Raw genomic sequence first — 18836 nt, forward strand, 5'->3', positions numbered from 1 at the left:
ACCAAGAGGAGGACAGGCGATGCGCTTCATGTATGTCCTGGTGGCCGAGAAGCCGATGCTGCCGAACCCGCCGTTGCGGGAGGCGATCGGCAAGCTCGCCGAACGCGAGATCGCGGCCGGTCGCATGCTCGATACCGGCGCGCTGTTGCCGCGCACCGCGGGCGCGGAGGTCAAGATCAAGGATCGCAAGCTCACCGTCACCGACGGCCCCTTCATGGAAGCCAAGGAAGTGGTCGGCGGCTATGCGGTGTTCGAGCTGAAGGACAAGGAGGAGGCCGTGGCGCGCGCGGTCGAGTTCATGCAGCTTCATCTCGACCACATGCCGGATTGGGAACTGTCATGCGAGGTTCGTCCCTTCATGGAGTGCTGACGGTCGCCTCGGGCGCATGCCGGAGGCCGGCGTGACGGACGACGATGTCAAGCGCACCATCCTCGGTGTGTGGCGCATCGAGCAGCCGCGGCTGATCACCAGCCTGTCGCGGATGCTGCGCGACGTGCCGCTCGCCGAGGATCTGACCCAGGAAGCGCTGGTCGCCGCGCTGGAGCACTGGCCGGCCGATGGCGTGCCGGAGAAGCCGGGCGCCTGGCTGATGGCGACCGCCAAGCGCCGCGCGCTCGATCATATCAGGCGCAACCGCATGCTGAGCCAGCGGCACGGCATGCTGGCGCATGATCTGGCGCGGGAGCAGGAGACCATGCCCGATTTCGATTCCGCGCTCGACGACGATATCGGCGACGAATTGCTGCGGCTGATCTTCACCGCCTGCCATCCGCGCCTGTCGCGCGAGGCCCGCGCCGCCCTGGCGCTGCGGATGATCTGCGGCCTCACCACCGAGGAGATCGCGCGCGCCTTCCTGCAGAGCGAGGCCGCGATCGCCCAACGCATCGTGCGCGCCAAGCGCACGCTGTCGGACTCCGGTCTCGCCTATGAGACGCCCGGCGGTGCGGAGCTGTCCGAGCGGCTCGCCTCGGTGCTCGAGGTGGTCTATCTGATCTTCAACGAGGGTTACACCGCGGCACGCGGCGACCAATGGCTGCGGCCGCAGCTCTGCAACGAGGCGCTGCGCATCGGCCGCGTGCTGACGTCGATCGCGCCGTCCGAGCCGGAAGCGCATGGGCTGCTGGCGCTGATGGAGTTCAACGCCTCGCGGATGGTGGCGCGCACCGACGCGGCCGGCGAGCCGATCCTGCTGATGGAGCAGAACCGCGCGCTGTGGGATCGTTTGCAGATCCGCCGCGGCCAACTGGCGCTGGCGCGCGCCCGCGAGCTCGGCGGCGCCGGCGGCTTCTATGTGCTGCAGGCCGCGATCGCCGCCTGCCACGCCGAGGCCGACACGCCTGAAGCCACCGACTGGCACCGCATCGCCGCGCTGTACGGCGATCTGGCCGCGCTGCTGGACTCGCCGGTGATCGCGCTCAACCGCGCGGTCGCGATCGGCATGGCCGAAGGGCCGCTCGTCGCGCTCGCGATCGTCGATAGTCTCGCGGACGAGCCGGCGCTGAAATCCTATCACCTGCTGCCGAGCGTGCGCGGCGATCTGCTGCACCGGCTGAGCCGCTTTGCCGAGGCGCAGGCCGCGTTCGAGGCCGCCGCCGCATTGGCCGGCAATGCGCGCGAGCGCGAGTTCCTCAAGCGCCGTGCCGCCGCCGCTGCGCGCGCCGCGCAGGACCAGGGCCGTCACTGACGGCTCCGCGATTTCGACTCAAATCCGTGGCAGGCTCGCGCGAGATGTACCGAACTGGGAACTGCCGCCATGACGAAGCCATCCGTGCTGGCGATCGGCCTCGACCCGACCTTCGTCGATCTCTCCGTCGTCCCGCAATTCACGCCCGAGCTCGTGCGCAGCTATATCGACGCGCAGATCGAGGGCCTGCGGACGCTCGGCTACGACGTCGAGAGCTGCCTGATCGATCTCGGCGAGACCGCGGAAGCGGTGGCGGCGGCGGCCCTCAACGCGCGCCGCTATGATTGCATCGTGATCGGCGCGGGGCTGCGCGAGCCGCCGGAGCGGCTGCTGCTGTTCGAGCAGATCCTCAATCTGGTGCACCGGCTCGCGCCTGGCGCCGCCATCTGCTTCAACAGCAACCCGGCCGATACCGCCGCCGCCGTGCAGCGCTGGGTCAAGCCCTAGCGACCGTGCAGCCCGCATGAGCGAAGCGGCATGCGGGGCCTTGCGGCGAGTAATCCCGGGTATCGTACAAGCTGAGCCGCTTCACAGGCGCACGCCAGCGACCTGGTCTCGTCGCGCCGCTGCCGGCCTGCGGCGGAAGCACGGGCAACTGCGGGTCGGGCCCGGCACGGGCCGGGGGCTGCCGCGAAGGCCTGGCGGTTGTTGCCGGCGGCAACCTATGACACCATCCCGATTCCGATTGTTTTTGATTTTTGGAAGCCAATGCCGCGCCGCAAATTCGCCTGGGAGAATCTGTCGGACGAAGAGTTGCTCGAGCAGCGTCTCAGCAGCCTGAGGGTTGCGGTCGAGGACACCTGGCTCGCGGACTGCGTCAGCACGCTCTATGAGGAGCTCGAGGAACGCGGCTTGCGGCTGCGGCCGCACACCTGGATATCGAGCGAATGGTTCAGCCCGGCCGATGTGCCCGGCATCGCCATTCCGTTCTATCTCGCCCATCCCCGCTTGATGAAGCTCGAGAAGAAGATGATGCTCGACGTCGAAGGCGGCACCTGGTCGGAATGCATGGCGATCCTCCGTCACGAGGCGGGCCACGCCGTGCAGCACGGCTACCAGCTGCAACGTCGCCGGCGCTGGCAGCAGCTGTTCGGCCCGTCGTCGAAACATTATCCGCGCTATTACCGGCCCAATCCGGCCAGCCGGAATTATGTCCAGCATCTCCGCCTCTGGTACGCGCAGAGCCATCCGGACGAGGATTTCGCCGAGACCTTTGCGGTGTGGCTGCGGCCGCGGTCGAACTGGCGGACGCGCTATGCCGGCTGGCCGGCGATCAAGAAGCTCGAATATGTCGACGAGCTGATGGGCGAGATCGCCGGCAAGCGGCCGCCGCTCGCCAACCGCGAGCGGGTCGATCCGCTGTATACGCTCAAGCAGACGCTCGGCGAGCACTACAAGAAGAAGCAGGCGTTTTACGCCTTCAGCCCGCCCAAGACCTACGATCGCGATCTGTCGAAACTGTTCTCCGCCGATCCCCGCCATCACCGGCATCCGCCGGCTTCGTCCTTCATCCGGCGGCATCGCGCCCAGATCAGGCAGCTGGTCGCGCGCTGGACCGGCGAGAACCAGCTGACGCTCGATGCGGTGCTCGACGATATGATCTCGCGCTGCCGCGAGCTCAATCTGCGTGCCGTCGGCCCCGAGAAGAAGCTGGTGACCAATTTCATTATCCTGCTGACCGCCAAGACCATGCACGCGCTGTTCGGCCCCTCGCGCCGCAAATGGATCGCGCTATGAAACACTCTCGCATTCTGGTGCTGATGCACCCGGACTGTGTGCCGCCGGACTCCAGCGACGGATATTCCGCGCGGGAGATCAACGAGTGGAAAACCGAATACGACGTCGTGAGCACCCTGCGCGCGGCCGGCCATGACGTTCGTCCGCTCGGCGTGCAGGAGGAAATCAAGCCGGTGCGCGACGCGATCGAGGACTTCAAGCCGCACGTCGTGTTCACGCTGCTGGAGGAGTTTCACTACGATGTCGTGTACGACCAGCACATCGCGAGCTATCTCGAGCTGATGAAGATTCCCTATACCGGGTGCAATCCGCGCGGCCTGATCCTGGCGCGCGGCAAGGACCTGTCGAAGACGCTGGTGCATCATCGCCGGGTTCCGGTGCCGGCCTTCGCCGTGTTCCCGATGCGCCGCAAGGTCAAACGGCCGCCGCGTCTCGAGCTGCCGCTGATCGTCAAGAGCCTGAGCAGCGACGGCTCGCTCGGCATCTCGCAGGCCTCGATCGTCGATACCGACGAAAAGCTCGCGGAGCGCGTCGCCTTCATCCATGAACGGATCGGCACGGCGGCGATCGCCGAGCAGTTCATCGAGGGACGCGAGCTCTATGTCGGCGTGCTCGGCAACAACCGGTTGCGGGTGTTGCCGGTCTGGGAGTTGAAGTTCGGCAGCATGGGCGGCCCGGCTGCGCGGCAGATCGCAACCGAGAAGGTCAAGCATGACACCAGCTATCAGGAGCGCGTCGGGATCGTGGATGGCCCGGCCGAGGACCTGACGCCGGAACTCTCAGCGCATATCCAGCGGCTGGCCAAGCGCATCTACCGCACCCTGGGGCTCGACGGCTACGCGCGCATCGACTTCCGCCTGTCGACCAATGGCGTGCCGTTTTTCATCGAGGCCAATCCCAATCCGGAAATTGCCAAGAGCCAGGAGTTCGCGACCGCCGCCGGGCATGACGGGCTGGACTACCCGGGCCTGCTGAACCGCATCCTGACGCTCGGAATCAGCCGCGCCAAGGCCGGCGTGTCGCTGGGCTGACCGAAGCGGTCAAAGACTGCCCTGCGTCAAATGACGCCGCGCGTCCCTCGGGATGAACATCGCAAACGTTTCCCTAACGCGCGCCGCCGGCGTCGTGCTGGCGGTGGCTGCGGAAACCGCGGCCGCCGTGACACGAAACGCATCGGGCTCCGGCCACCGCCGTGCAAGGATTTCGTTTACCGAACCCGGCATGGCCTGCGGGTTGCGGCGGCAGGTATCGTAGACGTACAAGCCGGCAAGAAAAATCGATACGACAACAAGGATCGTCCTGAAAATCGGCATTGTGTTCGCGCCTTCTTGATTGAGGCGCACAATGCCCGGCGACGGTGAACTCCGGGTTGAGCGTTCCGGGCGATCGGCCGATACGGTTCCCAACTGATGAACGTGGCCGTGTAAAGAGCTCGCTTACCAATGCCTTCAAGGTTGCGGCAACCAGCTTTCCTCACCGGCGGGAAAGGAGTCCCGCCTATCCTGGCGCAAACACAAGAAGCTCAGGAGGCTCCATGTTCGTCGCCCTTCGCGTTATGATCCTGATCGCCAGCGCCTATGCCGGCTCCGCCGTCGCGGAGATGCAGTTTGCGCCGCTGCCGAGCGCTGCGGTTTCCGCGCGGTAGAACCGGCGCGCGGCGCACTCAACGCGCGACTGCGGCCACGCCGATCGCACGCGCCGCGTTCTCTGTCATCCGCGTCGCCGTCAGCCGCAGGAAATACAGCGACAGTCCCGGATTGCGTTCGCACAGCTTGCGCAGCGCGCCGTCGCTGATCCACAACAGATCCACATCGGTTGCCGCCAGCGCGGTTTGCGTGCGGCGGCGCTCGAGCGAGAACAGTCCGATCTCGCCGAACAATTCGCCCGCCGATACGCTTCGATCGATCTCCGGAAACCTGACCTCGCCCGAAACGACCATGTAGAGCAGGTCCGCGTCATCGCCCTTCCTGAAGATGGTTTCTCCGGCCTTGACGTGCTTCGGCTGCATGAACGGTTGCAGCCAGTTTGGCGAGAGATCAGTCGATGCGGCGAGCCTGGCCTTGCGCAGCAGCCGGACCATCTGGACCAGCAACAGCGCGTTCAACGGCAACAGAATAATGTGCAGGGCGAGCACCGGGTACAATCGGGCACCCAGCCCGTAGCTGATGAACGCCAGATTGCTGCATATCGCGACCGAGCGCAGGCTCAACATCGTGCTCATGCTGAACGTCAGCAACACGAGCGCCGACGCCAGATATCCCAGGCCATCGATCAATGTCATGGCAACGTCCACTGGAAATGAATTGCAAGCAAGCGGGTCTGAAAACGATCCGCAAAATACACCAGTGCGCTCAATTCTCTGAGTGGAAATGTGGCCGGCCGCCACTTGCATTGGAACTTCGGCGCTTTCCGTCGCTTTACAGAAGGTAGCTCGTTGGGATGCGCGATGTTCCGACATTTTTTCGTTGTGCGATTTGCCCTTGCTGCTCTGCTTCTGCCGGCCGCGCCCGCAGTCGCGGCAGGTCTCGATGCCGCGGCGATCAATGACGTTGCGGCGCCGCCGGCAACATTGCCGGGCCGTCACCAGCTCAACGCCTCGATTGCCAAGCTCGAGATCCTGCTCGACCGCGCGCATTTCTCTCCGGGCGAGATCGACGGCAAGTTCGGCGAGAATGCGCAGAAGGCGCTCGCTGCGTTTGCCGCAGCGAACGGGTTATCCTTCGATAAGACGGTCTCGGCCGACCTCTGGAGCAAGCTCGCCGCCGCCAGCGAGGGGCCCGCGATCGTCAGCTACACGATCGCCGATGCCGACGTGAAAGGTCCGTTCTCGAAGAAGATTCCCGCGAAGATGGAAGATATGAAGAGCCTCCCGGCGCTGAACTACACCAGCCCGCGCGAAGCGCTCGCGGAAAAATTCCACATGAGCGAGGGGCTGCTGCAGGCGCTCAATCCGGGACAGAAGTTCGACAAGCCGGGTGACAGCATTATGGTCGCGAACGTGCTCGACACCGGAAAGCCGCCGGCGATTGCGCGTGTGGAAGTCGACAAGACGCGACAGACGCTCAGCACATTCGACGCTGCGGGGAAGCTGCTCGCCTTTTATCCCGCGACGGTCGGCAGCACGGAGAAGCCGACGCCGAGCGGCACGCTGAAGGTGACGGCGGTCGAGAAGAACCCGACCTATCACTACAATCCAAAATACAGGTTCAAGGGCGTCAAGTCGAACAAACCGTTCACGATCAAGCCCGGCCCGAACAACCCGGTTGGCTCGGTCTGGATCAATCTCTCGGGGGAGGGCTATGGCATCCACGGCACCGGCAATCCCGACAAAGTCTCCAAAGCCGAGTCCCATGGCTGCGTCCGGCTCACCAATTGGGACGCGGCGCGCGTCGCGGCCGGTGTAGCCAAGGGGACGCCGGTCAGCTTCGTGGAGAGCGCGCGATAGCGCGACGAGCGCGGGAGCGACAGTTATTGGTCGGTCGGACGCTTCCGATTCAGGAATTCCTGCACCGCATCGTGACTCGCCGGCAGGCTGTCGTCCAGCAACAGGAAGTGCACGCAGCCTTCGACGGTTTGCGATGCGCGGGCAAATTGTTCGGCGAGGCTCAGAACGATGGCGCGCTTCTCCGGCTCCATGATGCAATAGAACGCCAGCGCGAGCCGGAGGGCTTCCTTGTCGTCGGGGCGGCCGAGCATTCAAATCTCCGAAAATTCGTAGCAGGCCGCAGCGAGCGCGAAGCCGTTAGTCCCGTTCGGCATATTGACATCGGCCGCAACGGTGACGCAGCCGATCGCGCGACGGTGACCGCTGGTGGAATTCAGGATCAGGCAGGCGACCGAACGAAGCCAGCGAGTCTCTCCGGACGGCCGCACGACCCCGAATTCGACGCGGCAGTGTTCATTTCTGGCCAGCAGCTCGGATACTTCGGGTCATCGATTCGTGTGGCGATCTCCAGCCGGCGGCTCGTGGTGGCGACGTCGCGGGCTGCTCCTTGCTGCGCCGACCTGGTCAGATCGGACGCACGCGCAAAGCGCGTCTCCACCGCGCTGCTCGCAGGATTGGACATACTTGCCGCAAAAATGTGAGCGAGGTCGGTGCCCCGCGCTTCGCTTTCACCGACGAGGTTTCGGATCGTTTCTGCGGAGCCCTCGGCTTCCGGCTTGGGGCCGGACTCCTGACGAATCCGGCGCGCCCTGCAACGTATTAGTGATGCCTGCACGGTCTGGCGTAGGAGTTTCTGGTATGCCAGTATCATCACGCAAACGCACAGGAGGTCGGCATGCGAGCGATTCTAATTGGTGCACTGTGCGCCGTCGCGATGGTCACGAGCGCGAATGCTGCGATCCGGGAAGAGCCCGTCACCTATTCCGACGGCGAGGCCACGATGAAAGGCTTCGTTGTCTATGACGACGCGACCCAGGCCAAGCGGCCCGGCATCGTCATGGTGCATGAATGGTGGGGCATCACGGCGCATATCCATAACGAGGCGCGCAAGTTCGCGGAGCAGGGCTACACCGCGTTCGTTGCGGATATGTATGGCGACGCCAGGACCGCCGACAACCCGAAGGACGCCGGCGCGCTCGCAGGCTCGGTGATGAAGGATCCGAAGGTGATGGAGCAGCGCTTCAACGCCGCGCGGGAGCAGCTTGCCAAGCAGGCCTCAGTCGATCCGCAGCGGATCGGCGCGGTCGGTTACTGCTTCGGCGGCGCGGTGGTGCTGAACATGGCGCGCAGCGGCGCCGATCTCGCTGCGGTAGCGGGCTTTCACGCCTCGCTCGGCCTCAACACCCCCGCGCCGGCACCGGGAACCGTCAAGGCGAAGATCCTGATCCTCAACGGCGCCGACGATCCATTCGTGAAGCGCGAGCAGTACGAGGCGCTGAAGAAGGATTTCGACGCCGCGAAGGCCGACTACCGGATCATCGAATATCCCGGCGCCGTGCACGCCTTCACCAACCCGGAAGCCACCGAGCTCGGCAAGAAGTTCAACCTGCCGCTCCGATACGACGCCAAGGCGGATCAGGAATCGAAGGCTGAAGCCGCCAAGCTGTTCGCTGCAAATCTCAAGAAATAAGCAGGAAAGGTGGCCTCCGGCAGCCTCGCTGAACGCCGCCGCCGTTCAGCGCACCGTCATCGCCCAGCTTGACCGGGCGATCCAGTACGCCGCGGCTTCTCGATTCAAGCACCGCTGTCTCTGGAATACTGGATCACCCGCTTTCGCGGGTGATGACAGCGCAGAATGCCGCTCCATATCACGCCGTCATTGCTTCGCTTCGCCCGCAATCGCGGCGGCACGGTGCGCTCGCGCCTTGAAGCCATGCGGAAGACGCAGCCGGCCGCGCGGACGCTGGCCGGCTGGCGCGGTTGCCATGTGCCGCTCGACGGCTGATGATGCACAAAACAAAGCCGATCGAGAGGGAGCGAATGCGCGGGCGTCGTGTGCTGATGGAATCGTTCGTGTCGCACGGCGTGCGCCACATCTTCGGCAATCCCGGCACGACGGAGACGCCGCTGCTCGACAGCCTGCCGGCCTTTCCGCAACTCGACTACATCATGGCGCTGCATGAAGGTGTCGCGGTCAGCGCGGCGAGCTTCTACGCGCAGGCGTCGGGACGCGTCACCATCGCCAACCTGCATGTCGCTCCCGGCCTCGGCAACGGCATCGGCTCGCTCTACGGCGCGCTGAAGGCAGGGTCGCCCGTGATTGCGACCGCCGGCCAGCAGGATACGCGCATGCGGCTCAACAATCCGCTGCTCGGTCATGACCTGGTTGCGATGGCAGCTCCGGTGACCAAGTGGAGCGTGCAGATCGAGCGCGCCGACGAGATCACGCCGATCATGCGCCGCGCGTTCAAGGTGGCGACCGATGCGCCGCAGGGGCCGGTGTTCGTCGCGCTGCCGATCGACGTCCTGGAGCAGGAGACCGCGGTCGATGCATCGACGCCGGATCGTTTGTGGCGATCGACGCGCCCCGATCCGGCCGGCATCGACGCGCTGGCCGCGCTGCTCCTCACGTCGAACAATCCGGCCGTCATCGCCGGCGACGACGTGGCGCGATCCGGCGGCGAGCAGGCGCTGGTGACGCTTACGGAGACGATCGGCGCCACCGTCTGGTTCGAGGGGCTGCGGCATCACGCGCCGTTTCCGACCAGTCATCCGAGCTATCGCCAGTCGCTGCCGGGCGATGCCCGGCAGGTGCGCAAGGCGCTCGGCGAGACCGATCTCGTGCTGCTGATCGGCGGTCCGTTCTTCGAGGACATCTGGTTTGCGCCCGGCGGCCACATCCCCGACGGCGCATCGGTGCTGCAAATCGAAGCCTCCGCCGAGCGTCTTGCGCTCAACAACCGGCTCGATGCCGGCATTGTCGGCGACATCGCCGTCAGCATCGGCGCATTGACCGACGCGGTACGCGCCAAGGCGAGCGCGGAGTTCAGGCAAGCCGCGCAAAGCCGCAATATCAGGCTTTCTCAATTGCAGGCGAAGGAGAAGGAGACCTATCGCGCGCGTGTCGAGAAGAGCTGGAACCGGGAACCGAGCTCGATGCCGCGGGTTGCGGCGGAGCTGCGCCGCGGCCTGCCCGATGACGTCGTCATCGTCGATGAAAGCATCACGGCGAGCCTCGATCTCGCGCGTGCCTTCGACTATCGCGGCTTCGGCGATTATTTCGGCGGCCGGGGCGGCGGCATCGGCCAAGGGCTTGCCGGCGCGATCGGCGTCAAGGTCGCGATGCCCGACCGTCCGGTGGTCGCGATCTCCGGCGACGGCTCGGCGATGTATGCGATCCAGGCGTTGTGGACCGCCGCGCACCACAGGCTTGCGATCGTGTTCGTGGTGCTGGCGAACCGCGAGTACCGCATCCTCAAGCACAATGTCGACGTCTGGCGTCAGAACTTCGAAGCCGGCACCCAGCATCCCTATCAGAACATGGATCTCACCGGCCCCGCGCTCGACTTCGTGCATCTCGCGGCCGGCATGGGCGTCGAGGCCGTGAGAGTCGACAAGGCCGACGACATCGCCGGCGCCGTTGCCAAGGCCGTCGCGGCCCGGCGGCCGTACCTCGTCGAGATCGCAATCGAAGGCAAGCGCTGACCATCGGAGCAGGTTCATGGCAGGCATTCTGGACGGCAAGGCTGCATTGGTGACGGGCGGCGGCTCCGGCATCGGCCGGGCAACCGCGATCGCGATGGCGCGCGAAGGCGCGCGGGTGGCGGTGTCCGACCTCTCGAAGGGCGGCATCGAGGAGACGGTCGCGCTCATCAATGCCGCCGGCGGCCAGTCGATCGCGATCCAGGGTGACGTCACCGACGAGGCCGATGTCGCGAACATGGTGGCGCGCACGGCTTCGGCGTTCGGCCGCATCGATTGCGCGTTCAACAATGCCGGCGTGGCCGCACGCTCCGTCGGCCCGCCCGGCCAGCGCATTCACGAACTGACGCAAGCCTCGGTCGCGAAGATGTTCTCGGTGAACCTGATGGGCGTGTTCCTGTGCCTGAAATACGAGGTCGCGCAGATGCTGAAGCAGGGCGGTGGCGGCGCCATCGTCAACACGGCCTCGATCGCAGGCCTGGTCGGCCTCGCCACGTCGGGCCACTATGTCGCGACCAAGCACGGCGTCGTCGGGCTGACCAAGTCTGCCGCGATCGAATATGCCCAGGACGGCATCCGGGTGAACTGCGTCAATCCCGGATACATCAAGACGCCGATGACCAAGGAAACGATGGACGAACGTTACGACGAGATCATCGCCAAGGTGCCGGTGCGTCGTTTGGGCGTGCCCGAGGAAATCGCCGAAGCCGTGGTCTGGATGTGTTCGGACAAGGCCTCGTTCATGACCGGCGCATCGCACGTCGTCGACGGCGGCTACAGCGCCGCCTGATCTTCCGAGCAAAGACGGCAGCGTCATGGGGCCTTGCGGCAACGGGGCCGCTGGTCCCTCTACCGCGCTGTCGATGGAAATCGGCGGGGCGCGCGGAGCTTGTCTTATCGGGGCCAGTGCGGGCCGTCCGGAAATGGATTGATCACCTCTTCGGTTTGCTGCGCCCCTCTGGTCGCCGGTTTGGCTCCCCGCGGAACGTGCGGGCCGCCTGGAAACGGGTTGATCTGCTTTTTGGCCTTCTTGACGGGCTTGCGCTTGGCCTTCTTGGCTGCGCGTTTTCCCGCTGCCTTACGCGTCGCCGCTTTCTTGCCCGTCTTGGTCTTCTTGGCCTTCTTGGCCTTTTTCGCCTTTTTCGCCTTCTTCGCAGTCTTCGATGCCTTGGCCATGGTCTTTACCTTCCTGCTACGGAGTTGGCAGAAGCTTGAATTGCTGGCTCTTGCGTTGGTCGACGGCATAAACGGCCAACGTCTCGGAAGACGTGCCTCCGCCAATGACGCGCGCGCCCAGGACCATCGAGGTGCGGCCGCGTTCCCTGTCACCGACCACAACGGCATTGGTCGGCGCGAAGGTGAAGGCCCGCAGGCTGCTCAGATAGGCCGTCGCACTGGTCGGCAACGCCAAGCCGACGGTCACTTCATGCATATCGGTCCGCTTCAGCTCTCCGGTCAGGGCGGCGTCCGTCAACTGAAAGGCCGTGCCCGTTGGTGTGAACGTGATCTTTGGTGTCGCCGAGGCGTCGAGTGTCGTCGTGAATGTCAAATCGTCGGTCATCGTTGGAGGCGCGGTCGGTTTCGCTTTCGTCCCGGCCAGGTTTCCGAACAGGGTGAGGTCAAGATAGTCGTAGACCATCCTGTCCATGCCGATATGGCCGACGATTGGATAAGCGTAGTTCGCTTCAACGAGGTAGCCATCGCAGTCGCGACGGCCACCTTCCCTCACGGTCGTGTTGAGCTTGGTGAGCAGATTGCTGAACGTGTCGGTGACCGTGAAGCTGCGCTCGTTGTTGCGCTTTCGCGTAACGGACCCGCCGAGCCCCAACTTGAACAGCGAGTTTGACGGCCCGCCTTGGAGGTTTGCGGTCCCGGCCGAGAAATCATTGTTCTCGGTCATCGTCAGATCGAAATTGTAGGCAACACCGATCGAATAGAAGACATCGATCACATTGCGGACTTGTTGAAATTCATCCCCTTTGAAGAGAGCCGAACTGAACCCGGAAATTTCATTCGGGTTGTTCTTGTAGCGCGCCGCGAGCGTTCGGGCGAGCGGAACGCCCGCCTGGCTTGGATGATCCCGGCCAAGGTCTTCGAGCCAGGTGACAAGCGCCTGAATGGCCGCGTCACGGGTTTCGCAGCGAATCTGCTGAACGATCTGCGGTGTGGTTACGCCCGTGTAGTCTTCCGGCAAAGGGTGGATGGCGCACGCCGTGAGGAAGATCAGTCCCGGAAATATAACTGCCCAGCGCCGTGTCATGACGCGCCCCAATCCATTCGTCAAAAAAACAATCAAAAATTGATGCACGCTGAGCGTGTATCAAAACCAGCCCATTGGCAATAGGGCGTTTGGCGGGATCGGGCTCTGGCCACAGACAAGTCGGCGTCTGCGGGGTAGGGCAAATCGCGCAGCTCCCAGCGTCGTCATTCCGGGGCTCGCGCCAAGCGGCGCGCCCTCAGGTGCGCAATTGCGCACCGGGCAATGACGGAGAGAGGTGCGACAAAACAACCCGACGGGCAACTCAGCAAAAACGCGTCAAGGGCTCGCCGCAAAAATTTTTCGCTTTATCCGAAGCGCAACTCGGTGTATGAATTCCGCGTCTCGCCCGACACGAGGGGCGCTTCGCGGTCGTCACGAACGTGGGTCGAGATGCGGTGGACGCTGATTGCGCAGTCGACGAATGCGCATGAAGCGGACGGCGAAATCGTGCAGGCCTGACGCCCTAGCGGTAGGTGTCTCTTCCGATTGCGCAAATGCGCGTTGTGAAGGCGGTGACAAAAAAGCCCAGTCTCGCCGGGGAGAGCACGTATAAGTCGTAAGCCATCGCGCAGGGAAAGCCGGAGTGTTTCCGGTTACACCTGTGGTCCTACCCCCGAGCTTTCTACCCATTGCTCGGGGCCCATGGGTGCGATCGGCACCCGGCTTTCCCTGCGCCCTCTGTGAGAGGAGGGCGGAACGAAATCAAAAGCTCGGACGATTTATGTCGCGAGAATGCGAAACTGTATCCCATCCTCAGCTGTCATCGCCCGGCTCGACCGGGCGATCCAGTATTCCAGAGGCAGCAGTGCTTGAGCCGGGAGGCCGCGGCGTACTGGATCGCCCGGTCGAGCCGGGCGATGACACTGAACAAGGTGTTTGACGTCGTGCATCGAGTTCTATCGCCACCGTCGTCCCGCCCCCCGTGCGCAATTGCGCACTAGGCCGGGACGACGCGGGGAAGGAGCCGCGGCGCGCATCAACCGCATGCGGGTGATGACGTCGAACAAGCTGTTTGACAGGTTGAATCGGAATCCTCGCGTCGTGCCCGGACGCCGAACGCCGCGCGACGAACGCACGCCGGCGTGCGTCTCGGTCGTTGGCAGCCGGCCGCGCGAATCAGCAGTGCTACGGAAGTTGTGCGTCCGGCTTCGCGGCAGCGGGCCTAATGGTCTGTCTTCGGTGCCTTGATCGGTCCGTTGGCCGCGATCTCGAAGCCGAGCCGGAGCGCGCGCTCCTGGCGCTCCTCGGTCAGGAACCTGAGCTCCCGTTCCAGCGACCGTGCGACCTCGTCCTGGGTTTCCTTGGAGTGGCGGCGGGAGCCGCCGTGCGGTTTGGCCGATTCGGCAGTCACGGGAGAAACCCTTGTCATCACAGTGTCACAGGTCCTGATGCCACGACCGGAGTCCGACGGACAATCAAAAAGAATTCAGCGGGCACCCTTTGGCAGGTTTGCTACGTGTCTGACTCAAATTTAAGCAGAAAATTCTCCTGGACCTCGCACGGCGCCGAAGCCGGCCGGCCACGGTCTCATCAATTCGGATGAGAGAGCCCGGTTCCCGCGAAATCATTTCCGGATTCGCACGAAGGCGTCCTGAAACCGACAAGGTCTAACCTTAGTAGCGTTGTGAAGGACGGTGCCTGGTGAGACGCTGATGGCCTCGGTCGTGAGATTCACGATCCGGGTTGTGAGGTCAGTTGGTCCTCCTGAGACATTGGGGATGATCTCTGAAATGAAGAAGCCGAATGCTGTGCCATATGTCTGGGCGGCCGCGTTGATTGCGGTCGCGATTTGGGGAGTGAGCGGCACCCCGCAGATGGCGCACACCTCCGCCCCCACGCATCTGGCGCGGGCGCGCTAGACCCGAGCGTTTTCGAGCGAAGTGGACACCGGTTCGCGAAAAGAAAACGCGTCAAAGCAAAACGCTAGAGCTTCGGCCGCAGCGAGCGCTGCATGTCCATCGTGTAGGTATAGCGCCCTTCCGGGTGCGTGGTGATGGTGACCTCGAACAGCTCTTCGCGCACGCCGTAATAGCGGCGGATCACGGTGAGTGCCGGCGAGCCGGTCTTGACGCCGAGCGCCTTGGCGATCGGCGCCGGCATGCCGCGCACGAAGATCTCCATCTGGGCGCGTTCGGTGACCTGGCCGTACATCTTGGCGATCTGCTCGTGCACCGGGGTGCGGCCGTGGTCGCTGCGGGTCACGACATCGGCGAACCGGCGCAACACATAGATCTCGGTCCAGCCGAGCGGGGCGGCGAACTGGTCGGAGCGGCGCACCGCCTCGATCAGGAACCAGCTCTTGCCGGGTTCGCATTTCAACAGCCCGGCCAGCTTGCGGTCGGCGACGATGTCGCCGCTCGCGACCACATCGCGGTAGGTTTCGTTGGAATAGCGCAGCCACTCGCCGAGCGATTTGACGCTGTGGGTGAACAGCACCGGCGGCTCGGCTGCGATCACCACCGACCCGAGGCCGGCGCGGCGCACGATCAGGCCCTGGTCGATCAGGATGCGCAGCGCCTCGCGTACCGTCTGGCGGCTCGCCTGGTAGCTTGCCATCAGCTCGGTTTCGGTCGGCAGCAGGTTGCCGACCGCGTAGGTGCCGAGCCGGATGTCCCTCTGCAATCCGGTGGCGATGTCGCGGTAGCGAGACGATCTCGCACGGTCCGGTTGTTCAGACATGGCGGATCACTGGTATGCCGTATGGCAGGCGACCACGTGTCCAGACTGCATCGATCGCAGCGCGGCCTCGAACGCGGCGAGCGTCGCGAGCACGTCTGCCTCCGGTACCGGGAACGGCCGGCGGCCTTCGACCGCATCGGCAAAGGCCGCAAGTTCCGCGGTGAGCGTGTTGACCGCCGGATAGCGCGTCGTCGCAGGCGCCGCACCGGACGTCCGTAGCACCATCGTCGTCTCGTCGAGCACCTCGGCGGATCCCTTCGTTCCGAACACATGCACGCGCCAATAGAACGGTGTTGCGCGCACCGTCGCAAGGGTTGCACTCACGCCATTCACAAATTCAATCGCCAAAGTTGCAGTGTCGAGCGGCGGTGGGCCCGCCGCGCGCTCACTCAACCGGGCATAAACTTGTCGAGCAGGACCAAGCAGGCTGACGAAGCCGTCGAGCACGTGCAGTCCCGCGCCGGTCAACCCGCCGCCCGGCGACTCCTCGGGCGACAGCCGCCAGCCCTGGGTGATTGCCTGCGAGCTCTCGTTGCTGTTGTGGCCCTCGACATGCAGGATCGTGCCGAGCTCGCCGCTCGCTGCGATCGCGCGCAGCGCCTGCATCGACGGCCAGAACCGGCGGTTATGCCCGACCGCGAGCAGCACGCCCGCCTTGCGGCAGGCCGCGAACATCTCGGCGGCATCGTCGCGCCGGAGCGCCAGCGGCTTCTCGCAGAACACCTGCTTGCCGGCTCGGGCTGCCGCGATCACCTGGCCCTTGTGCAGCGAATGCGGTGTCGCCAGCAGCACGGCGTCGATGGCGGGGTCGGCCAGCACGGCCTCGAGGCTCGGCGCGGGCGATAGGCCGTGCGCCGCGCAGAAGCCCGCGGCGCCGGCGACGTCGGGTTCCACCGCGCGGACGATCTCCAGCCGCGGCTCGTTCCGCGCAGCCTCGACCAGCGCGCGACCCCAGCGGCCGAGGCCCGCGATCGCGCACGTGATCATGAGCGCTCCCTGTGCTGATCGCGGCCGGGGCGGATCGCCTCGATCACCGCGGCGCTGTCGCTGTCCGGGCCTTGCAGCGCAATCGCCGCGCGCAGCAGCTCCGCCTGCGTCGACGTCATCGGCAAGCACAGCCCGTGGCGGGCAGCCTCCTGCAGGATCAGCTCGGCGTCCTTCAAGGTCTGCGCGATATGCGATTGCGGCGAGAAATCCCGCGCCAGCATCTTCGGTCCCTTGCTGTCCATCACCTTGGAATATGCCGCCGATTGCCGCGCAGCCGCAAGGAAGGCCGCGGCGTCGAGGCCGAGCGCTTCGGCAAAGGCGAGGCCCTCGGCGAGCGCGGCGCGGTTGCTCTGCAGGACCAGGTTGACGGCAAGCTTGGTGCGGCTGGCATTGCCGATCGCCCCGACATTGATCCGCTGCGGGCAGAGGATGTCGAGCGTCGCGGCGGCTGCCGCGATGATGTCGCTATCGCCGGCGACCAGCGCGGTGGCGGTGCCGGCGCGGACCTCGGCGCTGGTGCCCGAGATCGGCGCCTCGATGAAGCCGAGCCGCGCGCGCGCCGCGAACTCGGCAATTGCCGTGATCTCGCCCGGCGCGCAGGTGGTGGTGCAGATCACGCGCGGCGGCACTGTCGCATTGGCGAGGTCCGGCAGCAGGCCCATGACCTGGGCCGCGTCGTACACCGCGACGACGATAGTCCCGCAGCGTGCGGCGACGTCGGCGGCGAAGGCCGCGAACTCGGCGCCGCTGGCCCGCAAGCCATTCGTCTTCGCCGCATCGACGTCGAAGCCGATGACGCCGATGCCGGCGTCGATCAGCCGCGCGGAGAGCGCCGATCCCATCAACCCCAGGCCGATCATGCCGATGGGTGTCTCGCGAGCCATGTGCGATGTCGCTCCGCGCTATTGCGGCTGGATGCCGGCCGCCTTGACCTCGGCCGACCAGCGCACGACCTCGCTCCTGACGAACGCGCCGAACTCGGCCGGCGCCAGCGGCGCCACGATCACGCCGACATCGGCGAGCTTCTTCTTCGTCTCCGGCATCGCGAGATACTTGGCGCACTCGGCATAGAGCTTGTCGACCACCGGCCCCGGGGTGCCGGCCGGCGCGAACAGCCCGTACCAGATCGTGGCCTCGAAGCCGGGCATCGCTTCTGACAGCGCGGGCAGGCCGGGCGTCAGCTCGTTGCGGGTCGCCGACGTCACGGCGATGCCGCGCAGGGTGCCGCCCTGCATCTGCGGGATCGCGACCGAGAAATCGCCGAAGGTCAGGTCGATCACTCCGGCCATCACGTCGGTCATCGCCTGGGGCACGCCGCGGTAGGAGGCCGCGATCAGCGACAGGCCGCCGCGCGATTGCAGCTGCGCGATCGAGATCTGCGATGCGCCGGAGCCGTAGCCTGCGGTCAGATTGGGGTTGGCCCTGGCATAGCTGAGGAACTGCGGCAGGTCCTTGGCCGCAAGCTTCGGGTTGACCAGGAGCACCATCGCCGTCGTCGTGGTGCGGATCACGGGCGCGAAATCCTTCACCGGGTCGTAGGGCAGGCTCTTCAGTGTCGCGACGTTGCTGGCATGGGTGGTGTTGGTGCCCATCAGCAGCGTGTAGCCGTCGGGCGCGCTGCGGGCGACTTCCTGGGCGCCGATGCTGCCGAGCGCGCCGGCGCGATTCTCGATCAGCACAGTCTGGCCGAACGCGTCCTGCAGGTGCTGGCCGACCAGCCGCGCGACATTGTCGGGGCCGGCGCCGGCCGGGAAAGGCACGATGATCCTGAGCGGCCGTTGCGGGAAATCGTCCGCCGCGTATGCCGGCAGGACCGGAAGTGCCGCGAGCAGGACGAGGAGCAGCCCCAGCCGTAACTTCATCCCGGTCCCTCCCGCGTCTGTTTGGGCCGAGTTTATACGGACAAATTGGTCGGAGGTGCAAGCTAAGCGCCTCCAGGAATATTGAGGTGCGACATATTTATCCGTATAAATAGTCCATACAGGGAGCCAGACGACGATGGTCGACATCAGCGATCTCCATGCGCGCGGGCTGCGCCGGCGCCAGAAGATGTTCGGCGAGGGCGATGTCGCCAAGCGGATGGCGGCTGCGGGCGAGTTCGGCACGCCGCTGCAAAACATCATCAATGCCTATGTCTATGGCGACGTCTGGGAGCGCTCTGGCCTGTCCGACCAGCTCCGCAGCCTGGTGATGCTCGGCATCACCGCGGCGAGCAGCAAGCCCGCCGAGTTCCGCGTCCATGCCAAGGGCGCGCTGGCCAATGGCTGCACCGCCGCGCAGGTGCAGGACGTGCTGCTGCTGGTCGCGATGTATTGCGGCATTCCGGCCGCGATCGAGACCAGCAAGATCGCAGCCGAGGTGTTCGGCGAGGCGCCGCCTGCGGCGTAGGGTTCACGCCGGG

At 65.2% G+C, this 18836-nt stretch carries 21 protein-coding genes and 1 pseudogene; 12 read left to right on the forward strand and 10 right to left on the reverse strand.

The window, feature by feature from the left end; translation table 11 throughout:
• Positions 1–19 precede the first annotated feature (19 nt).
• The 5 genes from ACVINW_RS13915 (at position 20) to ACVINW_RS13935 (ending at position 4453) form a co-directional block, all read left to right on the forward strand.
• Positions 20–370: a YciI family protein gene (locus tag ACVINW_RS13915; RefSeq protein ID WP_028341793.1), complete on the forward strand. Its 351-nt coding sequence runs from the start codon at positions 20–22 to the stop codon at positions 368–370.
• Between the two features lie 16 nt (positions 371–386).
• Positions 387–1685 carry an RNA polymerase sigma factor gene (locus ACVINW_RS13920; protein ID WP_456751820.1) on the forward strand — a complete coding sequence of 433 codons (1299 nt, stop codon included), beginning with the start codon at positions 387–389 and terminating at the stop codon, positions 1683–1685.
• Positions 1686–1754: 69 nt separating this feature from the next.
• Positions 1755–2132, forward strand: a complete 378-nt coding sequence (locus tag ACVINW_RS13925) for a hypothetical protein (protein ID WP_456751821.1) — start codon at positions 1755–1757, stop codon at positions 2130–2132.
• A 261-nt stretch (positions 2133–2393) separates the two neighbouring features.
• On the forward strand, positions 2394–3422 hold the full coding sequence (locus tag ACVINW_RS13930) for a putative zinc-binding metallopeptidase (RefSeq protein WP_456751822.1): 1029 nt from the start codon (positions 2394–2396) through the stop codon (positions 3420–3422).
• A complete protein-coding gene (locus ACVINW_RS13935; protein ID WP_456751823.1) occupies positions 3419–4453 on the forward strand; it encodes a D-alanine--D-alanine ligase family protein in 1035 nt (344 codons plus the stop codon). The genes ACVINW_RS13930 and ACVINW_RS13935 overlap by 4 nt, the downstream gene beginning before the upstream one ends.
• Before the next feature lie 9 nt (positions 4454–4462).
• On the opposite strand, the gene ACVINW_RS13940 is transcribed toward ACVINW_RS13935, so the two are convergent.
• Together ACVINW_RS13940 and ACVINW_RS13945 are read right to left on the reverse strand one after the other, a co-directional pair.
• Entirely contained in the window at positions 4463–4735 is a 273-nt protein-coding gene (locus ACVINW_RS13940; RefSeq protein ID WP_456751824.1) for a hypothetical protein, read from the reverse strand.
• Between the two features lie 350 nt (positions 4736–5085).
• Positions 5086–5814 carry a Crp/Fnr family transcriptional regulator gene (locus ACVINW_RS13945; RefSeq protein WP_456751825.1) on the reverse strand — a complete coding sequence of 243 codons (729 nt, stop codon included), beginning with the start codon at positions 5812–5814 and terminating at the stop codon, positions 5086–5088.
• A 54-nt stretch (positions 5815–5868) separates the two neighbouring features.
• Here ACVINW_RS13945 and ACVINW_RS13950 point away from each other — a divergent pair, with 54 nt between their 5' ends.
• Complete coding sequence (locus ACVINW_RS13950) at positions 5869–6867, forward strand: L,D-transpeptidase (protein ID WP_456751826.1); 999 nt, start codon at positions 5869–5871, stop codon at positions 6865–6867.
• Positions 6868–6890: 23 nt separating this feature from the next.
• On the opposite strand, the gene ACVINW_RS13955 is transcribed toward ACVINW_RS13950, so the two are convergent.
• Positions 6891–7118: a hypothetical protein gene (locus tag ACVINW_RS13955; RefSeq protein WP_456751827.1), complete on the reverse strand. Its 228-nt coding sequence runs from the start codon at positions 7116–7118 to the stop codon at positions 6891–6893.
• Between the two features lie 584 nt (positions 7119–7702).
• Between ACVINW_RS13955 and ACVINW_RS13960 the strand changes: the two genes are divergently transcribed.
• From ACVINW_RS13960 to ACVINW_RS13980, 5 genes and pseudogenes are all read left to right on the forward strand, one after another.
• Positions 7703–8497: a dienelactone hydrolase family protein gene (locus tag ACVINW_RS13960; RefSeq protein ID WP_456751828.1), complete on the forward strand. Its 795-nt coding sequence runs from the start codon at positions 7703–7705 to the stop codon at positions 8495–8497.
• A 165-nt stretch (positions 8498–8662) separates the two neighbouring features.
• Positions 8663–8812, forward strand: coding sequence for a hypothetical protein (locus tag ACVINW_RS13965; protein WP_456751829.1), 150 nt, complete (start codon positions 8663–8665; stop codon positions 8810–8812).
• 56 nt (positions 8813–8868) lie between these two features.
• Positions 8869–9105 (forward strand): annotated as a pseudogene (locus ACVINW_RS13970) (thiamine pyrophosphate-binding protein); the annotation flags it as partial.
• A gap of 156 nt (positions 9106–9261) precedes the next feature.
• Positions 9262–10512 (forward strand): thiamine pyrophosphate-binding protein, encoded by a 1251-nt coding sequence (locus ACVINW_RS13975; protein WP_456756394.1) that lies wholly within the window; start codon positions 9262–9264, stop codon positions 10510–10512.
• Positions 10513–10528: 16 nt separating this feature from the next.
• Positions 10529–11299, forward strand: a complete 771-nt coding sequence (locus ACVINW_RS13980; RefSeq protein ID WP_456751830.1) for an SDR family NAD(P)-dependent oxidoreductase — start codon at positions 10529–10531, stop codon at positions 11297–11299.
• A 104-nt stretch (positions 11300–11403) separates the two neighbouring features.
• On the opposite strand, the gene ACVINW_RS13985 is transcribed toward ACVINW_RS13980, so the two are convergent.
• The 7 genes from ACVINW_RS13985 to ACVINW_RS14015 all read right to left on the reverse strand — a co-directional run bounded on the left by ACVINW_RS13985 (position 11404) and on the right by ACVINW_RS14015 (position 18297).
• Positions 11404–11685 carry a hypothetical protein gene (locus ACVINW_RS13985; protein ID WP_456751831.1) on the reverse strand — a complete coding sequence of 94 codons (282 nt, stop codon included), beginning with the start codon at positions 11683–11685 and terminating at the stop codon, positions 11404–11406.
• 16 nt (positions 11686–11701) lie between these two features.
• Positions 11702–12769, reverse strand: a complete 1068-nt coding sequence (locus ACVINW_RS13990; protein ID WP_456751832.1) for a hypothetical protein — start codon at positions 12767–12769, stop codon at positions 11702–11704.
• A 1162-nt stretch (positions 12770–13931) separates the two neighbouring features.
• Positions 13932–14120: a hypothetical protein gene (locus ACVINW_RS13995; RefSeq protein WP_456751833.1), complete on the reverse strand. Its 189-nt coding sequence runs from the start codon at positions 14118–14120 to the stop codon at positions 13932–13934.
• A 572-nt stretch (positions 14121–14692) separates the two neighbouring features.
• On the reverse strand, positions 14693–15448 hold the full coding sequence (locus tag ACVINW_RS14000; RefSeq protein WP_456751834.1) for a GntR family transcriptional regulator: 756 nt from the start codon (positions 15446–15448) through the stop codon (positions 14693–14695).
• Between the two features lie 6 nt (positions 15449–15454).
• The gene (locus tag ACVINW_RS14005) at positions 15455–16435 is read right to left on the reverse strand and encodes a Gfo/Idh/MocA family protein (RefSeq protein ID WP_456751835.1); all 981 of its coding nucleotides are present in this window, start codon (positions 16433–16435) and stop codon (positions 15455–15457) included.
• Positions 16432–17319 (reverse strand): NAD(P)-dependent oxidoreductase, encoded by an 888-nt coding sequence (locus tag ACVINW_RS14010; protein ID WP_456751836.1) that lies wholly within the window; start codon positions 17317–17319, stop codon positions 16432–16434. Before ACVINW_RS14010 ends, ACVINW_RS14005 begins: the two co-directional genes overlap by 4 nt.
• Before the next feature lie 18 nt (positions 17320–17337).
• Positions 17338–18297, reverse strand: a complete 960-nt coding sequence (locus tag ACVINW_RS14015; protein WP_456751837.1) for a Bug family tripartite tricarboxylate transporter substrate binding protein — start codon at positions 18295–18297, stop codon at positions 17338–17340.
• A 136-nt stretch (positions 18298–18433) separates the two neighbouring features.
• On the opposite strand from ACVINW_RS14015, the gene ACVINW_RS14020 reads away from it, so the two are divergent.
• Complete coding sequence (locus ACVINW_RS14020; RefSeq protein ID WP_456751838.1) at positions 18434–18823, forward strand: carboxymuconolactone decarboxylase family protein; 390 nt, start codon at positions 18434–18436, stop codon at positions 18821–18823.
• Positions 18824–18836 lie beyond the last annotated feature (13 nt).

It is taken from the genome of Bradyrhizobium sp. USDA 4461, assembly GCF_054055655.1.

Coding starts and splice junctions, on each gene's coding strand:
- ACVINW_RS13915 (WP_028341793.1), top strand. CDS start 20: ATGCGCTTCATGTATGTCCTGGTGGCCGAGAAGCCGATGCTGCCGAAC.
- ACVINW_RS13920 (WP_456751820.1), top strand. CDS start 387: ATGCCGGAGGCCGGCGTGACGGACGACGATGTCAAGCGCACCATCCTC.
- ACVINW_RS13925 (WP_456751821.1), top strand. CDS start 1,755: ATGACGAAGCCATCCGTGCTGGCGATCGGCCTCGACCCGACCTTCGTC.
- ACVINW_RS13930 (WP_456751822.1), top strand. CDS start 2,394: ATGCCGCGCCGCAAATTCGCCTGGGAGAATCTGTCGGACGAAGAGTTG.
- ACVINW_RS13935 (WP_456751823.1), top strand. CDS start 3,419: ATGAAACACTCTCGCATTCTGGTGCTGATGCACCCGGACTGTGTGCCG.
- ACVINW_RS13940 (WP_456751824.1), bottom strand. CDS start 4,735: ATGCCGATTTTCAGGACGATCCTTGTTGTCGTATCGATTTTTCTTGCC.
- ACVINW_RS13945 (WP_456751825.1), bottom strand. CDS start 5,814: ATGCAAGTGGCGGCCGGCCACATTTCCACTCAGAGAATTGAGCGCACT.
- ACVINW_RS13950 (WP_456751826.1), top strand. CDS start 5,869: ATGTTCCGACATTTTTTCGTTGTGCGATTTGCCCTTGCTGCTCTGCTT.
- ACVINW_RS13955 (WP_456751827.1), bottom strand. CDS start 7,118: ATGCTCGGCCGCCCCGACGACAAGGAAGCCCTCCGGCTCGCGCTGGCG.
- ACVINW_RS13960 (WP_456751828.1), top strand. CDS start 7,703: ATGCGAGCGATTCTAATTGGTGCACTGTGCGCCGTCGCGATGGTCACG.
- ACVINW_RS13965 (WP_456751829.1), top strand. CDS start 8,663: ATGCCGCTCCATATCACGCCGTCATTGCTTCGCTTCGCCCGCAATCGC.
- ACVINW_RS13975 (WP_456756394.1), top strand. CDS start 9,262: ATGCGCCGCGCGTTCAAGGTGGCGACCGATGCGCCGCAGGGGCCGGTG.
- ACVINW_RS13980 (WP_456751830.1), top strand. CDS start 10,529: ATGGCAGGCATTCTGGACGGCAAGGCTGCATTGGTGACGGGCGGCGGC.
- ACVINW_RS13985 (WP_456751831.1), bottom strand. CDS start 11,685: ATGGCCAAGGCATCGAAGACTGCGAAGAAGGCGAAAAAGGCGAAAAAG.
- ACVINW_RS13990 (WP_456751832.1), bottom strand. CDS start 12,769: ATGACACGGCGCTGGGCAGTTATATTTCCGGGACTGATCTTCCTCACG.
- ACVINW_RS14000 (WP_456751834.1), bottom strand. CDS start 15,448: ATGTCTGAACAACCGGACCGTGCGAGATCGTCTCGCTACCGCGACATC.
- ACVINW_RS14005 (WP_456751835.1), bottom strand. CDS start 16,435: ATGATCACGTGCGCGATCGCGGGCCTCGGCCGCTGGGGTCGCGCGCTG.
- ACVINW_RS14010 (WP_456751836.1), bottom strand. CDS start 17,319: ATGGCTCGCGAGACACCCATCGGCATGATCGGCCTGGGGTTGATGGGA.
- ACVINW_RS14015 (WP_456751837.1), bottom strand. CDS start 18,297: ATGAAGTTACGGCTGGGGCTGCTCCTCGTCCTGCTCGCGGCACTTCCG.
- ACVINW_RS14020 (WP_456751838.1), top strand. CDS start 18,434: ATGGTCGACATCAGCGATCTCCATGCGCGCGGGCTGCGCCGGCGCCAG.